General features: G+C 73.1%; 13 protein-coding genes. 4 read left to right on the forward strand and 9 right to left on the reverse strand.

The genetic code is table 11. The features are described 5' to 3' along the window. Positions 1-67: 67 nt before the first annotated feature. A complete protein-coding gene (locus ACQP2F_RS31830; protein WP_433293934.1) occupies positions 68-2299 on the forward strand; it encodes a LuxR C-terminal-related transcriptional regulator in 2232 nt (743 codons plus the stop codon). Here ACQP2F_RS31830 and ACQP2F_RS31835 read toward each other — a convergent pair. Genes ACQP2F_RS31835 through ACQP2F_RS31845 form a run of 3 tightly spaced genes read right to left on the reverse strand, consistent with a single transcriptional unit; the run spans position 2289 to position 7052 of the window. Beyond that, complete coding sequence (locus ACQP2F_RS31835) at positions 2289-4364, reverse strand: LuxR C-terminal-related transcriptional regulator (RefSeq protein WP_433293936.1); 2076 nt, start codon at positions 4362-4364, stop codon at positions 2289-2291. The genes ACQP2F_RS31830 and ACQP2F_RS31835 overlap by 11 nt on opposite strands. Further along, the gene (gene zwf, locus ACQP2F_RS31840) at positions 4349-5749 is read right to left on the reverse strand and encodes a glucose-6-phosphate dehydrogenase (RefSeq protein WP_433293938.1); all 1401 of its coding nucleotides are present in this window, start codon (positions 5747-5749) and stop codon (positions 4349-4351) included. The genes ACQP2F_RS31835 and zwf overlap by 16 nt, the downstream gene beginning before the upstream one ends. Positions 5750-5768: 19 nt before the next feature. Beyond that, positions 5769-7052 carry an NAD(P)/FAD-dependent oxidoreductase gene (locus ACQP2F_RS31845; RefSeq protein ID WP_433293941.1) on the reverse strand — a complete coding sequence of 428 codons (1284 nt, stop codon included), beginning with the start codon at positions 7050-7052 and terminating at the stop codon, positions 5769-5771. A gap of 117 nt (positions 7053-7169) precedes the next feature. Between ACQP2F_RS31845 and ACQP2F_RS31850 the strand changes: the two genes are divergently transcribed. Both ACQP2F_RS31850 and ACQP2F_RS31855 read left to right on the forward strand, forming a co-directional pair. Next, on the forward strand, positions 7170-8549 hold the full coding sequence (locus ACQP2F_RS31850) for a cytochrome ubiquinol oxidase subunit I (RefSeq protein WP_433293943.1): 1380 nt from the start codon (positions 7170-7172) through the stop codon (positions 8547-8549). Next, positions 8546-9586, forward strand: coding sequence for a cytochrome d ubiquinol oxidase subunit II (locus ACQP2F_RS31855; RefSeq protein WP_433293945.1), 1041 nt, complete (start codon positions 8546-8548; stop codon positions 9584-9586). Before ACQP2F_RS31850 ends, ACQP2F_RS31855 begins: the two co-directional genes overlap by 4 nt. Here the strand turns inward: ACQP2F_RS31855 and ACQP2F_RS31860 are convergent. The 3 genes from ACQP2F_RS31860 to ACQP2F_RS31870 form a co-directional block, all read right to left on the reverse strand. Next, positions 9548-11125, reverse strand: a complete 1578-nt coding sequence (locus ACQP2F_RS31860) for a GMC oxidoreductase (RefSeq protein ID WP_433293947.1) — start codon at positions 11123-11125, stop codon at positions 9548-9550. The two genes, ACQP2F_RS31855 and ACQP2F_RS31860, sit on opposite strands and share 39 nt — an antisense overlap. Then, entirely contained in the window at positions 11125-12717 is a 1593-nt protein-coding gene (locus tag ACQP2F_RS31865; protein ID WP_433293949.1) for an MFS transporter, read from the reverse strand. The genes ACQP2F_RS31860 and ACQP2F_RS31865 overlap by 1 nt, the downstream gene beginning before the upstream one ends. Positions 12718-12783: 66 nt before the next feature. Further along, a complete protein-coding gene (locus tag ACQP2F_RS31870; protein ID WP_433293951.1) occupies positions 12784-13221 on the reverse strand; it encodes a DUF7144 family membrane protein in 438 nt (145 codons plus the stop codon). Between the two features lie 136 nt (positions 13222-13357). Between ACQP2F_RS31870 and ACQP2F_RS31875 the strand changes: the two genes are divergently transcribed. Further along, complete coding sequence (locus ACQP2F_RS31875) at positions 13358-16159, forward strand: BTAD domain-containing putative transcriptional regulator (protein WP_433293954.1); 2802 nt, start codon at positions 13358-13360, stop codon at positions 16157-16159. Positions 16160-16162: 3 nt separating this feature from the next. On the opposite strand, the gene ACQP2F_RS31880 is transcribed toward ACQP2F_RS31875, so the two are convergent. The 3 genes from ACQP2F_RS31880 to ACQP2F_RS31890 form a co-directional block, all read right to left on the reverse strand. Further along, positions 16163-16480, reverse strand: a complete 318-nt coding sequence (locus ACQP2F_RS31880) for a hypothetical protein (RefSeq protein WP_433293956.1) — start codon at positions 16478-16480, stop codon at positions 16163-16165. A gap of 106 nt (positions 16481-16586) precedes the next feature. Next, positions 16587-19523 carry a helix-turn-helix transcriptional regulator gene (locus ACQP2F_RS31885; protein WP_433293958.1) on the reverse strand — a complete coding sequence of 979 codons (2937 nt, stop codon included), beginning with the start codon at positions 19521-19523 and terminating at the stop codon, positions 16587-16589. An 81-nt stretch (positions 19524-19604) separates the two neighbouring features. Next, positions 19605-20123, reverse strand: coding sequence for an RICIN domain-containing protein (locus ACQP2F_RS31890; protein ID WP_433293960.1), 519 nt, complete (start codon positions 20121-20123; stop codon positions 19605-19607). Positions 20124-20350 lie beyond the last annotated feature (227 nt).

The following is a 20350-nucleotide window of genomic DNA, read 5'->3' on the forward strand; positions in this document are numbered from 1 at the left end:
CCCAGCCCGGTCCGGCGGCCTTCCTCATCCCGCGGAGGTGAGCGAGCGAGGCGGTAGATTCGGCTCTGTGGATGGTGCCCCACCTCGCCCGGCGGTCACGCTGCGGTCCGCCAAGCTCGAACCACCCACCGACCGCCCGGGCACGGTGGTCCGCACCGCGCTCATCGACCGTGCGACCGCCCTTGCGGGCGTGCCGGTCCTCGCGGTGGTCGCCCCGCCCGGCTACGGCAAGACGACGTTCCTCGCGCAGTGGGCCGAGCGTCGTGGCCCGCGGGTGGCGTGGATGACCTGCGACGCCACCGACAACGACCCCGCCGTTCTGCTGACCGGCATCGCCGCGGCGCTCGGCCGGGTCGAGCCCGCGGCCCGGGCGGCGTTCCCGACGCCGGCGCCACCGGCGATGGGAGTCGCCGACATGACGGCATTCACCGCCGCGCTCGGCTCGCTGAGTCCCGTCCTCCTGGTGATCGACAGCGTCGAGGCGCTGACGAGCGTGGAATGCCGGCGCCTGCTCACCGAGCTCGCCCTGCGCCTGCCGCCGGGCTGGCAGCTCGCCCTCGCCTCGCGGCACGTCCTGCCGCTGCCGGTCGGGCGGCTGCGGGCCCGGCACGAGATCGCCGAGATCGGACGTCACGAACTCGCCATGGACCCGGGCGAGGCGGCCATGCTGATCGCCGCCGCGCAGGTCGACCTCACCGCGGCCGAGGTGGACGACCTCGTCGCGCGCACGGAGGGGTGGCCGGCCGGCCTGTATCTGGCCGCGCTGTCCATCCGGGCCGGCACACCCCACTGCGAAGCCGGGTTCGCCGAGGCCCGGGACGAGTCGTACATGACCGGCTACCTGCGGGCCGAGCTCCTCGACCGGGCGTCACCGGCCGAGGTGACGTTCCTGACCCGGACGTCGGTGCTGGATCGGATGAGCGGTCCCCTCTGCGACATGGCGCTCGGCACCGCCGGGTCGGCGCGAGCTCTCAAGGACCTCGCCGGGCGCAATCTGCTGGTGATCCCGCTGGACCATCGTGAGGGGTGGTACCGGTACCACCACGTCCTGCGCCGCCTGCTGCGGGCGGAACTGCAGCGCCGGGAGCCCGGAACGGTCCGGACGCTCATCGTCCGGGCGTCCGAGTGGTGTCAGGAGAACGACCAGCCCGAGGCGGCGATCCGCTACGCCCAGGAGATCGCCGACGCCGACCGAGTGGCCCGGCTGGTCCTCGGCGCGGCCCAGCCGAACTGGGCGAGCGGGCGTATCACCACGGTCCTGGCCTGGATGGAGTGGCTCGAGCGGCACGGCGCGGTGGAGCGATATCCGGCGATCGCGGTGCACGGAGCGCTGATCCTGGCCCTGCTCGGCCGGGCCGTGGAGGCGGAACGCTGGGCCGGCATCGCCGAGCGCGGCCGGTCGGCCGGGGCCCTCGCCGACGGCAGCACCGAGCACGGCGTCCGGGCCTATCTGCGGGCGATGTCCGGCCGCGACGGGGTCGAGGCGATGCGGCGGGACGCGACCGAGAGCTGGGCCGGTCTCAGCCCGTCGAGCCCGTACCGGCCGACGGCCATGTTCTACCTCGCCATCTCCCATCTTCTCGAGGACGACCCCGACCAGGCCGACCCGATCCTGGCCAACGCCGTCGACGACGCGTTGCGGGCCGGCTCGCCGCCGCTGGCCGCCCTCGCCCTCGCCGAGCGGTGCATCGCCGCCGGGCCCGGCGGCCGGGCCGAAGCCGACGAGATGATCGGCCGGGCGCTCGCCATCGTCGAGGACGGCCACCTCGAGGACTACTGGACCAGCGCGCTGGTCTTCGCGGTCGCGGCGCGGATCACGGCGAGCCGGGGCGACGTCACGGCCGCCCGGCGGCACCTCGTCCGGGTCGCCCGGTTGCGTCCGCTGCTGACCTACGCGTTGCCGGTGGTGTCGGTCCAGGCATTGCTGCAGATGGCACACGGATATGTGGCGCTCGCCGACACCGGCGGCGCCGCCGCGGTCCTCGACCAGGCGCGGGCCATCCGCACCCGGCGGCCCGATCTCGGCAACCTCGGGCGGGAGGCGGACGAGCTGACGTCGCGCGTCCGGCGGCTGTCGGCGATCGACGGCGGCGCGTCCAGCCTGACGGCCGCCGAGCTGCGCCTGTTGCCGCTGTTGTCGACGCATCTCTCGCTCGGCGAGATCGCCCAGCAGCTGCACGTCTCCCGGGACACCGTCAAGACCCAGGCCGCATCGATCTACCGCAAGCTCGGCGCCTCCGGGCGGCGATCGGCGGTGGTGCGCTCCGGCGAACTGGGCACCCGGCCGGTCAGGATGTGATGAGGCCGAGCGTGCGGCCCTCATGGACGGCCTGCGTCCGGGTCGTGGCATTCAGCTTCCGGTAGACGGCGGCGACCTGGCTCTTGACCGTGTTCCGCGTGACGAACAGCCGGTCGGCGATCTGGCCGAGCGTCAGATTGGTCGGGAGGAGGCCGAGGATCCGCAGCTCGGCGGCGGTCAGGATGGTGGCGGCCGGTCCGTCGTGGCCGGCCAGGCCGGCCGCGAGCAGCTGATACCGGCCGCGCAGGACGCCCCCGGCCGGCAGCCGCGCGAGGAAGCGCCGGGCCTCGGCGGCCCGGGCCGTGGCGGCGGCATGATCACCGAGGTCGAGCAGGATGCCGCCGAGGCTCGTCGCGAGCTGGGCGCCGAGCCAGGGAAAGGCGGTCAGCGCCGGCCCGTCGCACAGCCGCAGCGCCCGGTCCACGCTGCCGCGCGCGGCGCGCGGATCGCCGTCGTGGACGGCGACCGCGGCCCGGGCGACGTGCGCGGGAATGCTGGTGACATCGTCCGCCGACCGGTTCGGCTCGACGAGAGCACCGGCCCGGCCGGCGTACCCCGCGGCGGCCGGCCAGTCGCCGGCGTCGGCGGCGAGCAGGGACAGCTGGGCGAGCGCGAACCGGGCCTCGCGGTGCCCGCCCGCGTCGACGGCCCGTTCCAGCTGGGCCGCGCCGGCCTCGGCGTCCCCGGTGAGGAGCAGCGCCATCCCGAGCAGCGCGGCGGTGCGGCCCTGCTCCGCCGGGGGCAGGAACTGGGCGGCGGCGTACCGCGCGTCGTGGACCATGACCTCCACGCCCAGCGGGGCGAGCGCGGCGCGCAGGGTGGCGGCGCCGGCGGTCAGCCGGGCGCCCCACGCCGACACGCCGGCCGCCCGGGCGCCGTTCTCCGCGGCGGCCAGGCACTGGAGCGCACGGACGGCGTCGCCGCCGAGGGCCCACACCCACCCGGCCCGGATGGCCAGCAGCGGCATCCGCTCCAGCGCGGCCATGCCGAGCTCGGCCAGCCAGCGCTGCGCCACCTCGATCCGGCCCTCGTCCACGAACCGCCCGAGGTGCCGACCGATGAGCCGGGCGGCGGCGACCGGGTCACGCCCGGCGAACGCGTGCCGCACCGCCTCCTCGGGCCGGCCATACGCCTCGTACCAGAGGGCCGCCCGGCGGTGCACCCGCTCCTCCTCGCCCGGTTCCCGGCGTCGCAGCTCGGATCGCAGCGTCTCGGCGAGGAGCGGGTGGTACCGGTACCACCGCCGGTCCCCGACCGGTCCGGAGAGGAACAGGTGACGGCGCTCGAGGCCGGTCAGCCAGACCGCGGAGCCGGACTGCCCGGTGACGAAGTCGCACAGCGACGCGGTCATCTCCCCCAGCGGCGCGGTGCGCAGCAGGAAGCGGACGAGCTCGGCGGGCTCGTCCCGCATCACCTCGTCGAGGAAATAGTCGGTGATGAACACGTCGTCACCGCCCACCGACGATGCCGCCGCCTCACCGTCGGCCGCCGCCGCGATCGCGAGGGCGGCCAGGTAGGTCCCGGCCGGCCAGCCCTCGGTGCGCTCCCGCAACACGGCGACGGCCGCGCGTGAGATCGTCACGCCGAGGCCGGCGACGAGCGTCCCGACCTCCCCGGTGGTCAGGCTCAGCTCCGCCGGTCCCAGCTCGGCGTGCCGTACGCCTGCGGCCGTCCCGCCCAGGTCGAGCCCGGCCAGTGACCGGCCCGCGATGGCGAGCGTGCACCCGGCCGGCACGTCGGCGGCCAGCCGGCTCAGCAGGCCGAGGCCCTGCTCGCGATGCAGCAGATGGGCATCGTCCAAGATCAGCAGCCACCGATCGGATCCGGCCGGGCCGAGGACGTCGGCGACGCGCCGCAGCAACCGCGCCGGATCGTTGTCCGACTCGCGCAGCTGAATCCAGCCCAGGCGACGGTGATCCTCCTCCGCCCACTGCCGGAGCAGCGTCGTCTTCCCGTACCCGGCCGGCGCCGCCAGCAGGATCAGCGGTGTGTCGCCAGAGATCGCATGGAGCTGCCGCAGCAGGGCGGCCCGCCGAACCGAGCTCCGCGCTACGCCGAAACCCACGGGCCGTGCCAGCCCCCGTGGCCGGCCACGAGCCGGTCGGCGCCGGCCGGGCCCCAGGTGCCCGGCTCGTACGTCTCGACCGGCGGCGGGTTGTCGATCAGTGGCTGAATGATCCGCCAGGTCTCCTCCACGCCGTCCTGCCGCTGGAACCGGGTGCTGTTGCCGACCAGCGCCGCGTGCAGGAGCACCTCGTACGGCGTCGGGCCCTCGCCGCCCTCCTCGGCGAACTCCATGTCGAGGGTGACCGGCTCCGGGCCGGCCGCGTCCGACCGGTGTGCCTGCAACTGCAGCCGGAGGCCGGTGGACGGGTCCATCTTGACCGCGAGCTCGACCGGTTCGGGCCGGTTGGCGATGCCGGGCAGCCGCAGGCCGAGCCGGGGCGGGCGCTTGAAGATCAGGCGGAACTCGGTCTGGGTCACCGGCATCCGCTTCCCGGTGCGGATGAAGAAGGGCACCCCCGACCAGCGCCAGTTGTCGATGTCGAGCCGGATCGCCGCGTACGTCTCGGTGGTCGAGTCCGGAGCCACACCGGGTATGTCGCGGTAGCCCCGGTACTGGCCGCGGACGTACTGGGCCGGATCGGCTTCGGCCACCGCGTGCCACAGCGCGAGCTGGGTGTTCTTGAGGATGTCGGGGTCGTGGCCGGCCGGCGACTCCATGGCGCCGGCCGCGACCACCTGCATCAGGTGGTTGACCACCACGTCGCGGACCGCGCCGACCGGGTCGTAGAAGTGGCCGCGGTCCTCGACACCGAAGCTCTCGGCCATGGTGATCTCGACCGAGTCCACGTAGTTGCGGTTCCAGACCGGCTCGAGCACGGCGTTGGCGAAGCGGAAGAAGACCAGCTCCTCCAGGCCCATCTTGCCCAGGAAGTGGTCGATCCGGTACAGCTGCGGCTCGGGGACCGACCGGTGGATCTCGTCGGCGAGGGCGATCGCCGACTCCAGGTCGTGACCGAACGGCTTCTCCACCACGACCCGGCCGTCGCGCACCAGGTCGGCCTCGGCCAGGCCCTTCGTGACCCGGCCGAACAGGAACGGCGGGATCTCCAGGTAGAACACCGGGGTCCGGGCGGTGCCGACGGCCGCGGCCACCCGCTGGTATGTGGCGGCGTCGCCGAAGTCGCCCGCGAGATAGCTCATCCGGCCCGTCAGCCGCTCGAACGCCTCCTCCTCGATCTTCTCGCCGGTGCCCTCGATCGCGGCCCGCGCGTGCGCGACCAGGTCGGCCTGCGACCACTGGTCGACGGCGACCCCGATGATCGGGCAGTCGAGCAGACCGCGCAGCTCGAGGCGGTACAGCGAGCGGAAGGTCATCACCTTGGCGAGATCGCCGGTGATGCCGAAGATGACCAGCACGTCGGCGGGCCTGGGTGTCGGAGCCATGGTGTCCTCTCCTGCCGGGTCAGGCGTTCTTGCGGATGCGCGGCTCGTCGATCGTGGACGGGTCGAGGAGCTCGGCGGAACGGTGGGCGGGCCGCACGTAGAAGTCGTCCAGCCAGGAGACGAAGGCGCGCAGCTCGGCGCCCGCGTTGGCGAGCAGCTGGGCGTGCACGCCGAGCCAGGCGGCGAACGCGAACCGCCCGTTGAGCTCGTGGCGGTGCGGCCCGATCTCGGCGACGGCGGCCTTGCGGCCGATCATCGCCATGATTCCCTTGTCCTTGTAGTGGAACGGCTGGCGTCCGGTGCCCTCGAGGTCGCCGATGATGTTGCCGGCGGCCCAGTCCCCGGACTGCTGCGCGACGCTGCCGAGCTGCGGGAGGACTGTTCCGTCGCCGACCGGGATGTTGGCGACGTCGCCGAGCGCGTACACCTTGGGGAAGCCGGGAACGGTCAGGTCCGGGCGTACGTCGATGCGCCCGCCGTGGCCCTGCGGCAGGCCGGAGCCGAACGCCACGGGCGCGGCCATCTGCCCGCCGCCCCAGACGACGAGGTGGGTCTTGATCTCGGTGCCGTCGCCGAGGGTCACGTGGTCCGGTGCCACCTCCTTGACCGAGACGCCGAGCCGCAGCTCGACCCCGCGCCGCCGCAGCTGCCGCACCGCGTAGCCGTGCGCCTCGTCGGAGAAGGCGGTGAGCACGGTGTGACCGAGATCGACCAGGATCACCTTGGCCCCGGCGATGGCCAGATGCGGATAGACGTGCGGCATCACGTCGTGGACGATCTCGGCGAGCGCGCCGGCCGTCTCGACGCCGGTCGGGCCGCCGCCGACGACCACGAAGGTGAGCGCCCCGTCGTCGACCAGCTCCGGCTTGGCGGCGGCGTCGCGGAACAGCTCCAGCAGCCGGCCGCGGACGCGCAGCGCGTCGGCGAGGCTGTAGAGGGGCAGCGTGAACTGGTCGGCGCCGGGCGTGTGGAAGAAGTTCGGCTGTGCGCCGGCGCCGAGCACGAGCACGTCACCGTCGATGGTCGTGTCGTCGGCGAGGGTCACCGAGACCCGGTTCGGATCGATCGCGACGACCTCGCCGGTGCGGGTCTCCACATTGGCGTGCCGGGCGAACATCTCGTCGAGGTCGAACCGGATGTCCCGCGGCGCCAGCTCGGCGGTGGCGATCTGGTAGAGCAGCGGCTGGAACTGGTGGAAGCCGTTGCGATCGATGATCGTGACCTGCGCGCGCGGCTCGTCCGCGAGGCGCCGCGCGCAGGCGACACCGGCGAATCCCGCGCCGACGATGAGAACGCGTGCCATCCATGGCCCCTTCCCCCGGCCGTCTGCCCGAGGACCATCGTCGACCGGCCCGGCGGCCGAGGGCTTCACCCAGACCGGGTGAAGTCAATTCGGGGCCGTGCGGCCAGGGTGGGAAGAGTGAATGCGACCGTGCTGGCGGCACCCGCCCAGTTGCTCCCCGCCCGCGAGCAGATGGCGGTCACGCTGATGTTCCACATCATCTTCGTGCCGTTCGGGATCGCCCTGCCGACCATGATGCTGATCGCCAACTACAAGGGCCTGCGGCACAACGATCCGGTGGCGCTGCGCCTGGCCCGCCGCTGGTCGCACGCCGCGGGGCTGACCTTCGCCGTGGGCGCGGCCTCCGGCACGGTGCTCTCGTTCGAGATGGGCCTGCTGTGGCCGGGCCTGACCGGGCGGTTCGGCGAGGTGTTCGGGCTGCCGTTCGCCATCGAGGGCGTCCTGTTCTTCCTCGAGGCGATCCTGGTCGCCATCTACATCTTCGGATGGCGCCGGATGCGGCCATGGACCCATTTCCGGCTGGGACTGCCGATCCCGTTCGTCGCGATCGGCGGCGCGTTCTCGATCATCGCGGCGAACTCCTGGATGAACCAGCCATCCGGGTTCACGCTCGGCCCCAACGGCGAGATCACCGACGTCGATCCGGGCGCGGCGATTCTCAACAAGGCGCTGCCGTACGAGCTCACGCACTTCCTGCTGGCGGCGTACATGGCGGCCGGCTTCACGCTCGCCTCGATCTACGTGGTCGGCTGGCTGAAGGGCCGCCGCGACCGGTATCACCGCCTCGGCGTCCTCATCCCGCTCACCATCGCGGCCGCCTTGACCCCGATCCAGTTCGTGGTGGGCGACCTGGCCGCCGTGGCCATCTTCCACGACCAGCCGGCGAAGTTCGCGGCCATGGAGGTGGTCACGAACTCCGGCGACCATCAGCCGGAAGTCCTGTACGGCATCTACGACAGCGCCACCAACACGGTGCACGGCGGCATCTCGATCCCCGGGCTGGACTCGTTGCTGGCCGGGAACAGCGTCGACACGTACGTGCAGGGCCTGGACCAGTTCCCGAACAGCAAGCCGTCGAACGTCACGATCGTGCACTGGGCGTTCGACACCATGGCCGGCATCGGCACGGTGCTGATCCTGCTCGCCCTGTGGCTCGCGCTCGCCTACTGGCGGCGGCGGGACGTTCCGGGCAACCGGCTGTTCCTGTGGTTCGCGGCGAGCGCCGGGGTTCTCACGTACATCGCCGTCGAGTGCGGCTGGATCGTGACCGAGGTCGGCCGGCAGCCGTGGATCGTGTACAACATCATGCGCACCGAGGACGCGGTCACCGACGCGAGCGGGCTGTGGGTGAGCTTCACCGTGGTCCTCGTGCTCTACCTGGTCCTCGGCATCGGCACGATCCTCGTGCTGCGGGCGATGTCCCGGCGATGGCGGGACAGTGATCGCACCGACGACGAGGACGCCGTCTACGGTCCGCGCCCGGAGGTCGTGCGATGAGCGCGGCGACGGCGGTGGCCGCGATCATGGTGCTGGCCATCACGCTCTACGCGTGCACCGGGCTGGCCGATCACGGTGCCGGGCTCTGGGATCTCGCGGCCGGCGGGCTGGAGCGCGGCCGGCAGGCCCGCTCGCTGATCGACAATGCGATCACCCCGGTGTGGGAGGCGAACCACGTCTGGCTGATCTACGTGCTCGTGGTGTGCTGGACGGCGTTCGGGCCGGCGTTCGCGTCGATCATGTCCACCTTGTTCGTCCCGCTGGCGCTGGCGGTGCTCGGCATCGTGCTGCGGGCGGGCGGCTTCGCCATGCGCAAGGACGCGACCCGGGCCCGGATGCGGCACCTGGCCGGCTGGGTGTTCGGGATCGGCTCGATCCTCACGCCGTTCTGGCTGGGCGCCGCGGTCGGCGCGCTGCTGACCGGCCGGGTGCCGCTCGGCAACGCCGCCGGCAACGAGGTGACCAGCTGGTTCAACCCCACCGCGCTGCTGGTCGGATTCCTTGCGGTCGCCCTCGGCGCGTACGCGTCGGCGACGTACCTCCTGGCCGAGGCGCACCGGCACGGCGTCCGCGAGCTCGCCGGGTACTTCCGGACCCGCGCCCTGGTCACGGGCGGCGCCGCATTCCTGCTGGGCCTGGCCGCCCTGATCGCGCTGCGGGCCGACAACAAGCAGATGTTCGATCGGGTGACCGGCCGCGGCTGGCCGTTGCTGATCGTCAGCGTGCTCGCCCTGGCCGGCTCGCTCCTGCTGGCGACCGGAACCCGGGTGTGGCGGATGCGGCTGGTAACCGCGGGCGGCATCGCCACGCTGGTGTGGGCGTGGGCGGTCGCGCAGTACCCGTACCTGCTGCCGTTCTCGCTGACGGTGAGCGCGGGCGCCGGCTCGGCCGCGACCATGCGCTGGCTTCTGGTCTGGTTCGTGGTGGCGCTGGTGCTGGTGGTGCCCGCGCTGATCCTGCTGTTCCGGCTGGACCAGCGCGGGGAGCTGCACGAGGAGTCAGCCGAGTCGCTCGGCCAGGTGGTCACCCACTCGTAGCGCGTTCGCCATCGCGGTCAGCGACGGGTTCACCGCCCCGATGCTCGGGAAGAAGCTGGTGTCGACCACGTAGAGGTTGTCCACCTCGTGCGCCTTGCAGTTCACGTCGAGCGCCGACGACGCCGGGTCGGAGCCGAACCGTACCGTGCCGGCCTGGTGCGCGGTCGCCCCGATCGGCATCCCCTTGTGCAGATAGATGCTGTGGTCGATCATCCGGTGCGGGTGCATCCCGAGATCGCCGAGCATGCTCTCCAGCTGATGCCGCAGCCGCTTGACGCCCTCGTCGTTGTTCTTCTCGTCGAGGGTCAGCCGGATCCGGCCGTCGGATTCGAGGGTGACCCGGTTCTGCGGCGCCGGCAGGTCCTCGCCGCAGAGCCAGAAGTCGACCGCATGGTGGGCCAGGACCTCGAACGGCGTCTCCGGGGAGAGCCGCCCGGCCATCCGGGGCGCGTTGGCCCGGATCTGCTCGGCGTCGCTCTTGCCGAGCATCTGGATGCCGCCCATCGGGAACTCCCACTCGCTGGACGCCAGGTACCAGTCGTGGATGGCGAGGGTCTTCTGGAAGCGGGTCGGATTGGGCTCGCGGGAGACCGTCATCATGGCCAGGTTGTTGTGCCGCATGTAGTGCCGGCCGACCACGTCGGAACCGTTGGCGAGCCCGGCCGGGTGCCGGTCGTTCGCCGAGCGCAGCAGCAGGGCCGCCGAGTTCACCGCGCCGCAGGCGACCACGACGATGTCGGCGGTGAACCGGACGGTCTCGTCGCCGACCTTGGCGACGGCCGCGGTGACGGTCCGGCCGCTCGGGTCGGTCTCCAACCGTTCCACGTACGCGTTGGTGACCATGCGGACGTTGTCGTGCCGCAGGGCCGGCTCCACGCACCGCACCTGGCTGTCCGACTTCGCGTTGAGCAGGCACGGGAATCCGTCGACCCGGTCGCACCGGATGCAGGCGCTGTCGTGGGTGGCCCGGCCGGTCGCGTCCTGCGTCAGGTTCACCCCGATCGGCAGGTGGAACGGGTGGCGGCCGAGCTTCTCGAGGTTGTCGCTCAGCTCCTGGATGCGCGGCTCGTGCTGCACCGGCGGGTACGGGTACGGCCGGCTCGCCGCGCCCTCGGTCGGGTCCTCGCCGTGCTGGCCGTGCACGCCGTACAGATGCTCGGCCTCGCTGTAGTAGGGCTCCAGATCGGCGTACGTGATCGGCCAGGCCGGCGAGATGCCGCCGTGGTGGCGCAGCTCGCCGAAGTCCTCCGGCCGCAGCCGGAACAGGGCCGCGCCGTAGAACTTGGTGTTCCCGCCGACGTAGTAGTTGACCTCGGGCGGGAACTCCTTGCCGTCGGCGTCGAGCCAGAACTCCGGCGCCCGGTACTTGCCCTTCACGAAGACCGCGGTCGACTCCCAGTTGTCCCGCTCGCGCGGCAGGTAGTCCCCGCGCTCGAGGATCAGGACCTGCTTCCCGGTTCCGGCCAGCTTGTGGGCCAGGGTCCCGCCGCCGGCGCCGGTCCCGATCACGATGATGTCGGCGTGCTCTTGGTCGGCCATCAGGTCGTCCCCCTGTCGGTGTCCTCGGCCTGGTAGGCGTCGAGGAGCTGCTGCTCTCGTTCTTTGCGCGGGAACATGAAGAACACCAGTACGGCGCCGGCCGCGATCGCCAGGATGCCCGCGGTGTACGCCCAGTCGGCGCCGTCCAGGAAGGACTGCTTCGCGGCGGCGGTGATCTGGTTCGCGTACTGGGGATACAGCTGGGCGGCGTGGGCGGCGCTGGAGAAGGACTTCGTGAGCATGTTCCGGATGCTGTCCGAGGCGCTCGGGTCCTGGGTCGTGATCGCCGCCGAGAACGCCGAAGCGTATCCCGCGGTCAGCAACGCGCCGAAGATCGACTGCAGGATGGCCCCGCCCAGGTCGCGCTGCAGATCGGCGGTGCCGGACGCCATTCCGGCCCGGCGCACCGGCACCGATCCGGTCAGCGAGTGCGACGCCGGCGTCCCGGCGAGCCCCACGCCGACGCCGATGAACGCGTAGGCGAGACCGATCTGCCAGTACGAGCTGCCGTCGGTCCAGAACACGAGCATCCAGCCGAAGGCGAGCAGCAGGAAGACGTACCCGCTAAGAAGGGTGAACCGCGCGCCGTGCGTCTCGATCAGCTTGGCCGAGCGGGGCGCCACCAGGACCATCAGGATCACCGCCGGCAGGAACGCGGCGCCGGCCTCCAGCGTGGAATAGCCGAGGACGTTCTGCAGGTACTGCTGGCTGACGAACGCCGCACCCATCAGCGAGCCGAAGACGATCACGCCGGCGCAGGCCGCCACCCAGAACACCCGCCGGCCGGCCACGCGCAGGTCGTAGAGCGGGTTCGCGGCGGCCCGCTGCCGCAACACGAAGCAGACCAGCGCGACCAGGGCGAGCCCGGCCAGGACGAGGGTGAGCGTGCCCTTGTCCGGCACCGGCGCGAAGTTGATCGACAGGATGAGCGTGCCGACCAGCACGACCGACAGCACGCCGCCGAGATTGTCGACCGGCTCGGTGGTCTCGTTGACGCCGCCCGGCACCAGGAAGAACGCCATCAGCAGGGCGAGCACCGCGAGCGGCAGCGTGATCAGGAAGACCGAGCCCCACCAGAAGCTCTGCAGCAGCGCGCCGGCCACCAGCGGGCCGAGTGCGGCGACACCGCCGCCGATCGCCGACCACAGCGCGATCGAGCGCGTACGCCCGGCGCCGGCCCAGAGCGCGGTGATCAGCGCCAGGGTGGTCGGGTAGGCGAGGCCGGCCGAGATACCGCCGAGCACCCGGGCGCCGAACAACACCAGATCCGACGGCGCGTAGGCGGCGAGCAGGCAGGCCGGGATCGATAAACCCATGCCCAGCAGCAGCATCAGCTTGCGGCCGTACCGGTCGCCGAGCGCGCCGAGATAGAGCACGGACGCGGCCAGGCCCAGCGAGTAGCCCACCGCGATGAGATCCAGCGTGGTCTGCGAGGAGTCGAACGCACGCCCGATCGACGGCAGGGCGACATTGGCCACCGACAGGTTCAGGTTCGCCACCGCCGCCACCACGATGAGCGCGGTGAGCACCAGGCCGCCGCGGGCCGGCGCCTCCGCGGCCGCGGCCGGGGCTTGTTCGGACTCCGCTGCCATGGTGTCCAACCTCGCCCGCGGGCCGGGTTCACACATCCCCCGTCCTGGGTGATGTGTGCACGCCCCTCACAGCTTGGCCCCGCGCACCTCGCCCCCGTGCGCGACCAGCGCGTAGATCACCACGACGTCGAACGTGATCGCGACGACGCCCCAGACCGGGTAGGCCGGCATGAACAGCATGCCGGCCAGCGCGCTGAGCACGGCGACCACGACGCCGGCCACCCGCGCCCACATGGCGCCGGTGAAGATCCCGGCGCCGGCGGCGATGGCGACGACGCCGAGCACCAGATGCAACCAGCCCCATACCGTGTAGTCCCCGGCGATCACCAGGTCGCCCTTGCGCGCGATGTAGAAGGTGTCGTCGGCGAGGGCCACGATGCCCTGGATCACGTGGAAGACACCCAGCAGGAACAGCATCAGCCCGCCGAACACCAGGACGCCGACCCAGCCGGTGCGCACCGGCTCGTCGTCCTCTTCGGTCACATACCTGCTCTGTCCGGACATGCGGCCATCGTGTGATGCGCGTGCCGCGGGGCACGACATCCGCGGCGGATGATGCCGGTACGCGGTCCGGTCACCGACAGACCGACGACTCCGGCGACCGGGCCGCTCACACTCGTCACCAGCCGGTGGATCGCCGGTGACGCCGAGTGGGGGCCGGATGGCGGTGGAGTTCCGCGTGCTGGGCGAGGTGGAGGCGGTCGTCGACGGCGGCAGCGTCGACCTCGGCCACGCCCGGCAGCGGTGCGTGCTCGCGGCGCTGCTGGTCGACGCCAACCGCGCGGTGCCACCGGACCGGATCCTCGACCGGGTCTGGGGCGAGGACCCCCCGGAGTGCGCCCGCGGCGTGCTCCGCACCTACGTGTCGCGGTTGCGCCGGAGCCTGCGGGACGCGGCCGGCGACGTCGCGATCGAGCGCCGGCCGGACGGCTACGTGCTGACCGTCGAGCCGGAAGCGGTCGACGTGCACCGGTTCGGTTCGCTGCTGGCCCGGGCGCGGGCGGCCGAGGACGACGACCGGGCGGTGGAGCTGTTCGACCGGGCGCTCGGCCTGTGGCGCGGCGAGCCCTTCGGGGTGGCGGACACGCCCTGGCTGAACGGCGTCCGCGACGGTCTGCTGGCCCAGCGGCAGGCGGCGGTCCTGGACCGGCACGACGCGGCGCTGCGGGCCGGGCAGCACGGCCGCCTGCTGCCGGATCTCCTGACCCTCGCCCGGGCGCACCCGCTGGACGAGCGCATCGCCGCCCTGCTCATGCTCGCCCAGTACCGCTGCGGCCGGCAGGCCGACGCGCTGGCCACCTATCAGGGCATCCGCCGGACGCTGGCCGAGACCCTGGGCGCCGACCCGGGCCCGGTGCTGCAACGCGCCCACCGGCGGGTGCTGAGCGCCGATCCGGCCCTGGAGCCCGCGTCCCGGCCACGCGGGCCGGCCTCGTCGCGCCGGCCGGTGCCCCGGCAGCTGCCGGCGGCGCCCGCCCGCTTCACCGGCCGGGGTGCCGCCCTGACCGAGCTCGGCACGGCCCCGGACGCCGCCTTCGTCTGCGCGATCGGTGGCGCCGGCGGGATCGGCAAGACCTGGCTGGCCCTGCGCTGGGCGCACGACAACGCCTCCCGGTTTCCCGACGGACAGCTGTACGTCAACCTGCGCGGCTTCGATCCCGTGGACGAGCCGGTGCCCCCGGCCACCGCGGTCCGGGGCTTCCTGGAGGCGCTCGGCGTGGAGGCGCCGGCCATGCCGCCCGATCTGGATGGCCGGGTCGCGCTCTTCCGGAGCCTGATCGCCGACCGGCGGATGCTCCTCGTCCTGGACAACGCCCGGGACGCCGCCCAGGTCGTTCCGCTGCTGCCCGGCGCCGCACCCTGCGCCGTCCTGATCACCAGCCGGCGCCACCTGCTCGGGCTGGTCAGCGCGTACGGAGCCCGGCCGCTGACGCTGGACGTCCTGACCGAGCGAGAGGCCCGGCAACTTCTGGCCGACCGGGTCGGTGTCGAGCGCGTGGTGACCGAGCCGGACGCGGCGGCCGTCCTCCTGCGCTGGTGCGCCGGGCTGCCGCTGGCGTTGAGCATCGTGGCCGCCCGGGCCGCGTCGCATCCGCAGCTGCCGCTGGCCGCCCTGGCCGGCGAGCTGGACGAGGCGGCCACCCGGCTGGACGCGCTGGACGGTGGCGAGGTGACGGTCAGCCTGCGGGCCGTGCTGTCCACGTCGTGCCGGGCGCTGACGCCGGGCGCGGCCCGGCTCTTCGGCCTGCTCGGCCTGTGCCCGGGTCCGGACTTCACCGTGCCCGCCGCGGCGAGCCTGGCCGCCCTGCCCGCGGGCCGGATCGGCGCCCTGCTGCGGGAGCTGACCGACGGCCACCTCGTGCAGATGCCGGCCGCCGGCCGCTACCGGATGCACGACCTGGTCCGGCTGTTCGCCGCGGAGCGCGCCGCCGATCGGGCGACGGCCCTGCGCCGGATCCTCGACCACTACACGCATACCGCCGTCGGCGCCGACCGGCTGCTCGCACCCCATCGCGATCTGATCGCGCTCGGCGAGCCGGCCGCGGGCGTCGTCCCGGAACGGTTCGCCGATCACGGTGCGGCGCTCGCGTGGTTCGCCGCCGAGCACGCCGGCCTCCAGGCCGCCCAGCGCTGCGCCGCCGAGGCCGGTCTCGACGACCAGGCCGGTCACCTGGCGTGGGGACTGACCACGTTCCTGGACCGGTCGGGGTACTGGCAGGACCGTCTCGCCGTACACGCCATCGCGTTGGCCGCGTCCCGGCGCCTGGCCGACACCTGGGCGCAAGGCCACGCCCACCGCGAGATGGCCCTCTGTCATGTCTGGCTCGGCCGGCACGACGAGGCCCGAACCCACCTGCGGCATGCGCTGGAGCTGTTCCAAGCGATCGGATGCGTACGCGGGCAGGCCGACACGCAGCGGGGTCTCGCCCGGGTCCACGCCCAGCAGGGCCGGCACCGCGAGGCGCTGCCCCACGACCGGCACGCCCTGCGCCTGTACCAGGTGGCGGGGCATCGGCCGGGCGAGGCCGTGGCGCTGAACGCCATCGGCTGGCACCACGCCCATCTCGGCGACCCGCACCAGGCGGTGGCCTACTGCACCCGGTCGCTGGCGTTGCACCGGGAGCTCGGCGACCGCCACGGCATGGCGAACGCCTGGGACAGCCTCGGCTACGCCCACCACCAGCTGGGCCGGCACGCCGAGGCCCGCGGCTACTACCGGCAGGCCGCCGACATGTTCGCCGAGCTCGGTGACCGCTACCGCCAGGGCGCCGCCCACGCGGGCCTGGGCGACACCCTCCAGGCCGCCGGCGAGACCGGCGCCGCCCGCCGGGCATGGCAGGCGGCGCTGGCGATCTTCCAGGAGCTGAGGCATCCCCGCGCCGCCGATCTCCGCACCAGGTTGTACCGGTACGGGCCGCGACCGGTCGCGCCGGCGGCCTGACCGTCAGCTGACGCTGTAGTTCAGCGTGTAGTACGCGTGCTTGAGCGCGTCGAACACCAGCGTGTTGCCGGTGACCGGGTGCGAGTTGACGACCCTCGTCCCCAGGCTGTCGTCGGCGCTGTTCGGGTCCTTCTCGACAAGCTGCACGTTCACCGTGCCGGTGAAGGCGCGGGTGATCCCACCGAGGTTCACCGTCTGATCCTTGTGGACGCCGAACGGGCCGGCGACCTTGAGGCCGTTGATGTGCACCTCGATCTCGTCCTCGGAGATGGAGTCCTGCAGCTTCTCGCAGTGCATGGAGTTGAGCTTGATGGTCGGCATTGCCTGGTCCCCCTCTGGTCGGCCCCGCTTGTCCGGGGCACCACCTCAGAGTCCGCGGGCGGCGTTGCACGACCGTTGAGCAAACGTTGAACGGGCCCGCCGGCGGTCAGAGCGGCAGCAGACCGAGCCGGTGGGCGACCGTGGCCGCCTCGGTCCGCGAGGAAACGCCCAGCTTGGCCAGGATGTTGGAGACGTGAACGCTGGCCGTCTTGGGGCTGATGTAGAGCGCGGTGGCGATCTCCCCGTTGGAGCGTCCCTCGGCCACGAGCGCGATGACCTCGTGCTCGCGGCCGGTGAGCCGGACCCGGCCGGGCGGGTCCGGCGGCGCGGCCGGCTCCCCCGGCTTGGCCGACTTCGCCGACTTCGCCGACTTCGCCGACTTCGCCGACTGATAGTCCAGGCTTGGGTGGCAACACAGCTCGTCGGCGAGGGCGGCGCCCTCGGCCACGGTGGCCCGCAGCACCGCGTCGGGGACGGCCCCGGCCTGGGCTTCGGCCAGCCGGAACAGGCTGTAGCACAGGGGGTACGCCTCGGCCGCCGCTCGCGTCGCGGTGACCGCGGCCTCCCACCCGGCCGCCTCGCCGGCGCCGGCGAGGCGGGCCTGCTCGGCCGCGAACATGGCCCGGTAGGCCAGCGCGGGCGCGGTGCCGGCCGCCGTCGTCGCGGCCGGCTCCCGCAGCGCGGCCCCGGCGGCCGGGTCGGCGAGGTCGGCCGCCACCCGCATCCCGAGCCAGAGCAGCGGCCACCGGTACCGGACGCCGAAGCCGGTGCCGGGCTTGTCTAGCTCGGCCCGGATGCGCCGGAGCGCCTCGGCCGGCTCCCCGCGGCCGTGCGCCAGCGCCGCCTCGATGAAGACGATCGGCACGGTGAACTGGACGTCGGTGCCGCTCCCGAACTCGTGCCGCGCCGCCCGTACGTCGTGCTCGGCGGCGTCGAGGTCGCCCTGCCAGACGTGCAGCTCGCCCCGCAACAGCAGCAGCGTGCTGGCGAAGATGCCGCTCGGCTGGTCGGCGAGCGCCTCGGTGATCAGGTCGAGGGCCTCCCGCCAGCGACCCAGCCGGATCAGCGGCTCGGCCAGGTTGCCGACCAGCATGGCGCCGAACGACCGCCCGTGGCCGACCCGCGTGGCCAGCTCGATCCCGGCGGTCGCCGCGGCGGCGGCCTCGCGGTGGCGGCCCATCATCTCGAGGGTGTCGGAGAGGTTGATGTGGCCGCGCAGCGCCACCATGTGCCGCTCCTGGCGCTCGGCCAGGGCCAGCCCCAGCCCCTCGCGCAGCGCCGCCAGACCGGCCGGCGCGTCGTCGAGATAGGTCACCGCGGTGCCCAGCGTGATCAGCGCGTCGGCCTGCTGCGCGGTCGCGCCGACGGCGGCCGCGGTCTCGACCGCGGTGCGGGCGACCTCGGCGCTGCGGCGGTCGTCGCCGATGCGGATGAGCGCGCCGGCCAGCGCGGCCAGCACCTCGGCGTGGGTGGCGGTGACCGGCTGCGGTGGCAGCAGAGCGAGCGCCTCGTGCAGGGACGCGGCCGCCTCGTCGGTGCGGCCGAGCGCGTGCAGCACGATCGCCCGCCGCTCCACCAGCCGGGCGCTGCCCACCGGGTCGGTCGCCGGGTCGGTGACGGCCTGCACCTGGTCCATGATGGACAGCGCCCGGCCGAGCTCGCCGGTGCTGAACGCCGCCTCGGCCGTCAGCACGCAGACCTGGGGCCAGTCCAGGCCGGTGCGCTCGGTCGCGTCGGTCACCCGCGGCCAGATCTGCAGCGCCCGCTCCAGGTGGCGCAGCGCCTCGGCCGGGGTGAAGCCGGCCGCCGCCTGCCGGCCGGCCTCCACCGAGGCGGTCAGGGCGCGGGGCAGGTCCAGCGCCGCGTACCAGTGGTGGGCCAGCGTCGCCGCCACGCTGCCGTCGTCGCCCAGCAGCGAGGGATCGGCGGTCAGCGCCTCGCCGTAGGCGGCGTGCAGCCGTACCCGCTCGCCCGGGAGCATGTCGTCGTAGAGGGCGTCGCGGGTGAGCTCGTGGCGGAAGCCGTATCCCCGGCCGGTGCGGTCGACGACCAGCAGGTGATGCTCGACGGCCTCGCGCAGGGCGGGATAGATTTCCGGCCCGGAGCTGCCGGTGACCGCCTCGAGCAACCGATCGTCCACCCAGGGCCCGGCCGCGGCCGCCGTGCGCACGATCCGCTGGGCCGCCTCGGAGACCGTCTCGGTGCGCGCGAGCAGCACGTCGCGCAGCGAGGGGGGAAGGTCACCGGGGTCGGCGCCGGCGTCGACCGCCGCCACGATCTCCTCGACCAGGAAGGCGTTGCCCTGGGAGCGCTCGTAGACCACGTCGGTGAACGCGGCCGTCGGCGCCGACCGGCGGATCGCCTGCAGCTGAGCGGCGACCTCGTCCCGGGTGAACCGGCCGACCTCGATGCGGTCGACGCTGCGCATCCGCTCCCAGGCGGCGACCACCGGCCGCAGCGGGTGCCGCCGGTGCAGCTCGTCGGAGCGGTAGGTGAGCAGCAGCAGCACGCCGAGCGCACGGATCGTCTGCACGAGGAACGCGACCAGCTCCCGGGTCGACCGGTCGGCCCAGTGCAGATCCTCGACCACCAGCAGCATCGGCCTCGACGCGGCCAGCCGGGTGATCAGGCCGAGCACGTGCTCACGCAGCTGGCCGGCCGAGAACTCCTGGGCCGGGGCCTTGGCCGCCTCGGGGTCGAGCTCGGGCAGCAGCCGGGCGAACTCCCGCCGGGCCGGCCCGAAGCAGCGGTCGAGGTCGCGCTCCGGAGTGGCCCGGGTGACCGTGCGGAGAATGTCGACCAGCGGCGCGAGCGGAAGTCCCTCGCCGCCGAGCTCGGCACAGCCTCCGCTGAGCACCCGCACGCCCCGCTCGGCCGCGATCCGGCTGATCTCCGCCACCAGCCGGGTCTTGCCGACCCCGGCCTCGCCGCCGATCAGGGCGACGGCCGGCTCGCCGCCGACGGCCATCTCGAGCAGCGCCCGCAGGCGGTCGAGATTGTCGCCGCGGCCGACCAGGACCGGGCTGACCACCTCACGCGTCATATCGACGACCATAGGTGCGGGCCGGCCGGTTCCGCTGCCGTGCATCGGACAAACCGGCCGGCGCCTTCCGCATTTCCGGATTCAGGCTCCGATGCCGCTGAAATACTGGTTCGGGCCGCCATTCCAGTACCAGGTGTCGATCGCCGCGCCGCGCGAGCCGCTGGCGCCGTTCACCTCCAGATAGAGACCGGTGGCGACGCTCGAGATCGAGTACGAGACGCCGTTGTTGGCGACCAGCGAGGTGTCCCAGAGCTGGTTGGCGGCGCCGTTGCAGGACCACTGGTAGACCTGGTGCCCGGCGACCCGGTCGGTGGTGACGCACTTGCCGGTGAGCTTGTTGACCAGCTCGAAGTGGCTGCCCGCGGGCTGCATCGTGAAGACCTGGTTGTCGCCGGAGGCCGTCCACTGGATGATCGGCGCGCCGTCGCCGTGCGACCCGCCCTGCACGTCGAGGAAGAGGAACGGGTTGGACAGCGGGGACAGCCGGACCTGGGGGCCGCTCGCGTGGGCGGCGCCGGGCGCGGCCAGCAGCAGCCCGGCGACGGCGGCGGCCCCGCTCGCGGCGAGGGCGAACGTCTTGCGGAACGAGATGCGTGACATTTTGTTTTTCCTTTCGGCGGGCCCCGCCGTGAATGGCGGTGGCATGCCAAAAACGCTACGGAATTGTTCTCCCGCCGAATATTGGTCAGCTGCCGTATTTCCCCGTCCGGCGGGTACCTCAGATCGCCGGCGACCGGCATAGCGGAATTTCGGCAAAGACGCAATGGTGGGCCATGCCGCCGCCTTGTCCGTCCCCGGACATTCGCCTAGGCCGGCTACCTCAGACA

The sequence above is a fragment of the Actinoplanes sp. CA-030573 genome, assembly GCF_050951115.1.
In the GTDB taxonomy this organism is placed as follows: Bacteria; Actinomycetota; Actinomycetes; order Mycobacteriales; family Micromonosporaceae; genus Actinoplanes.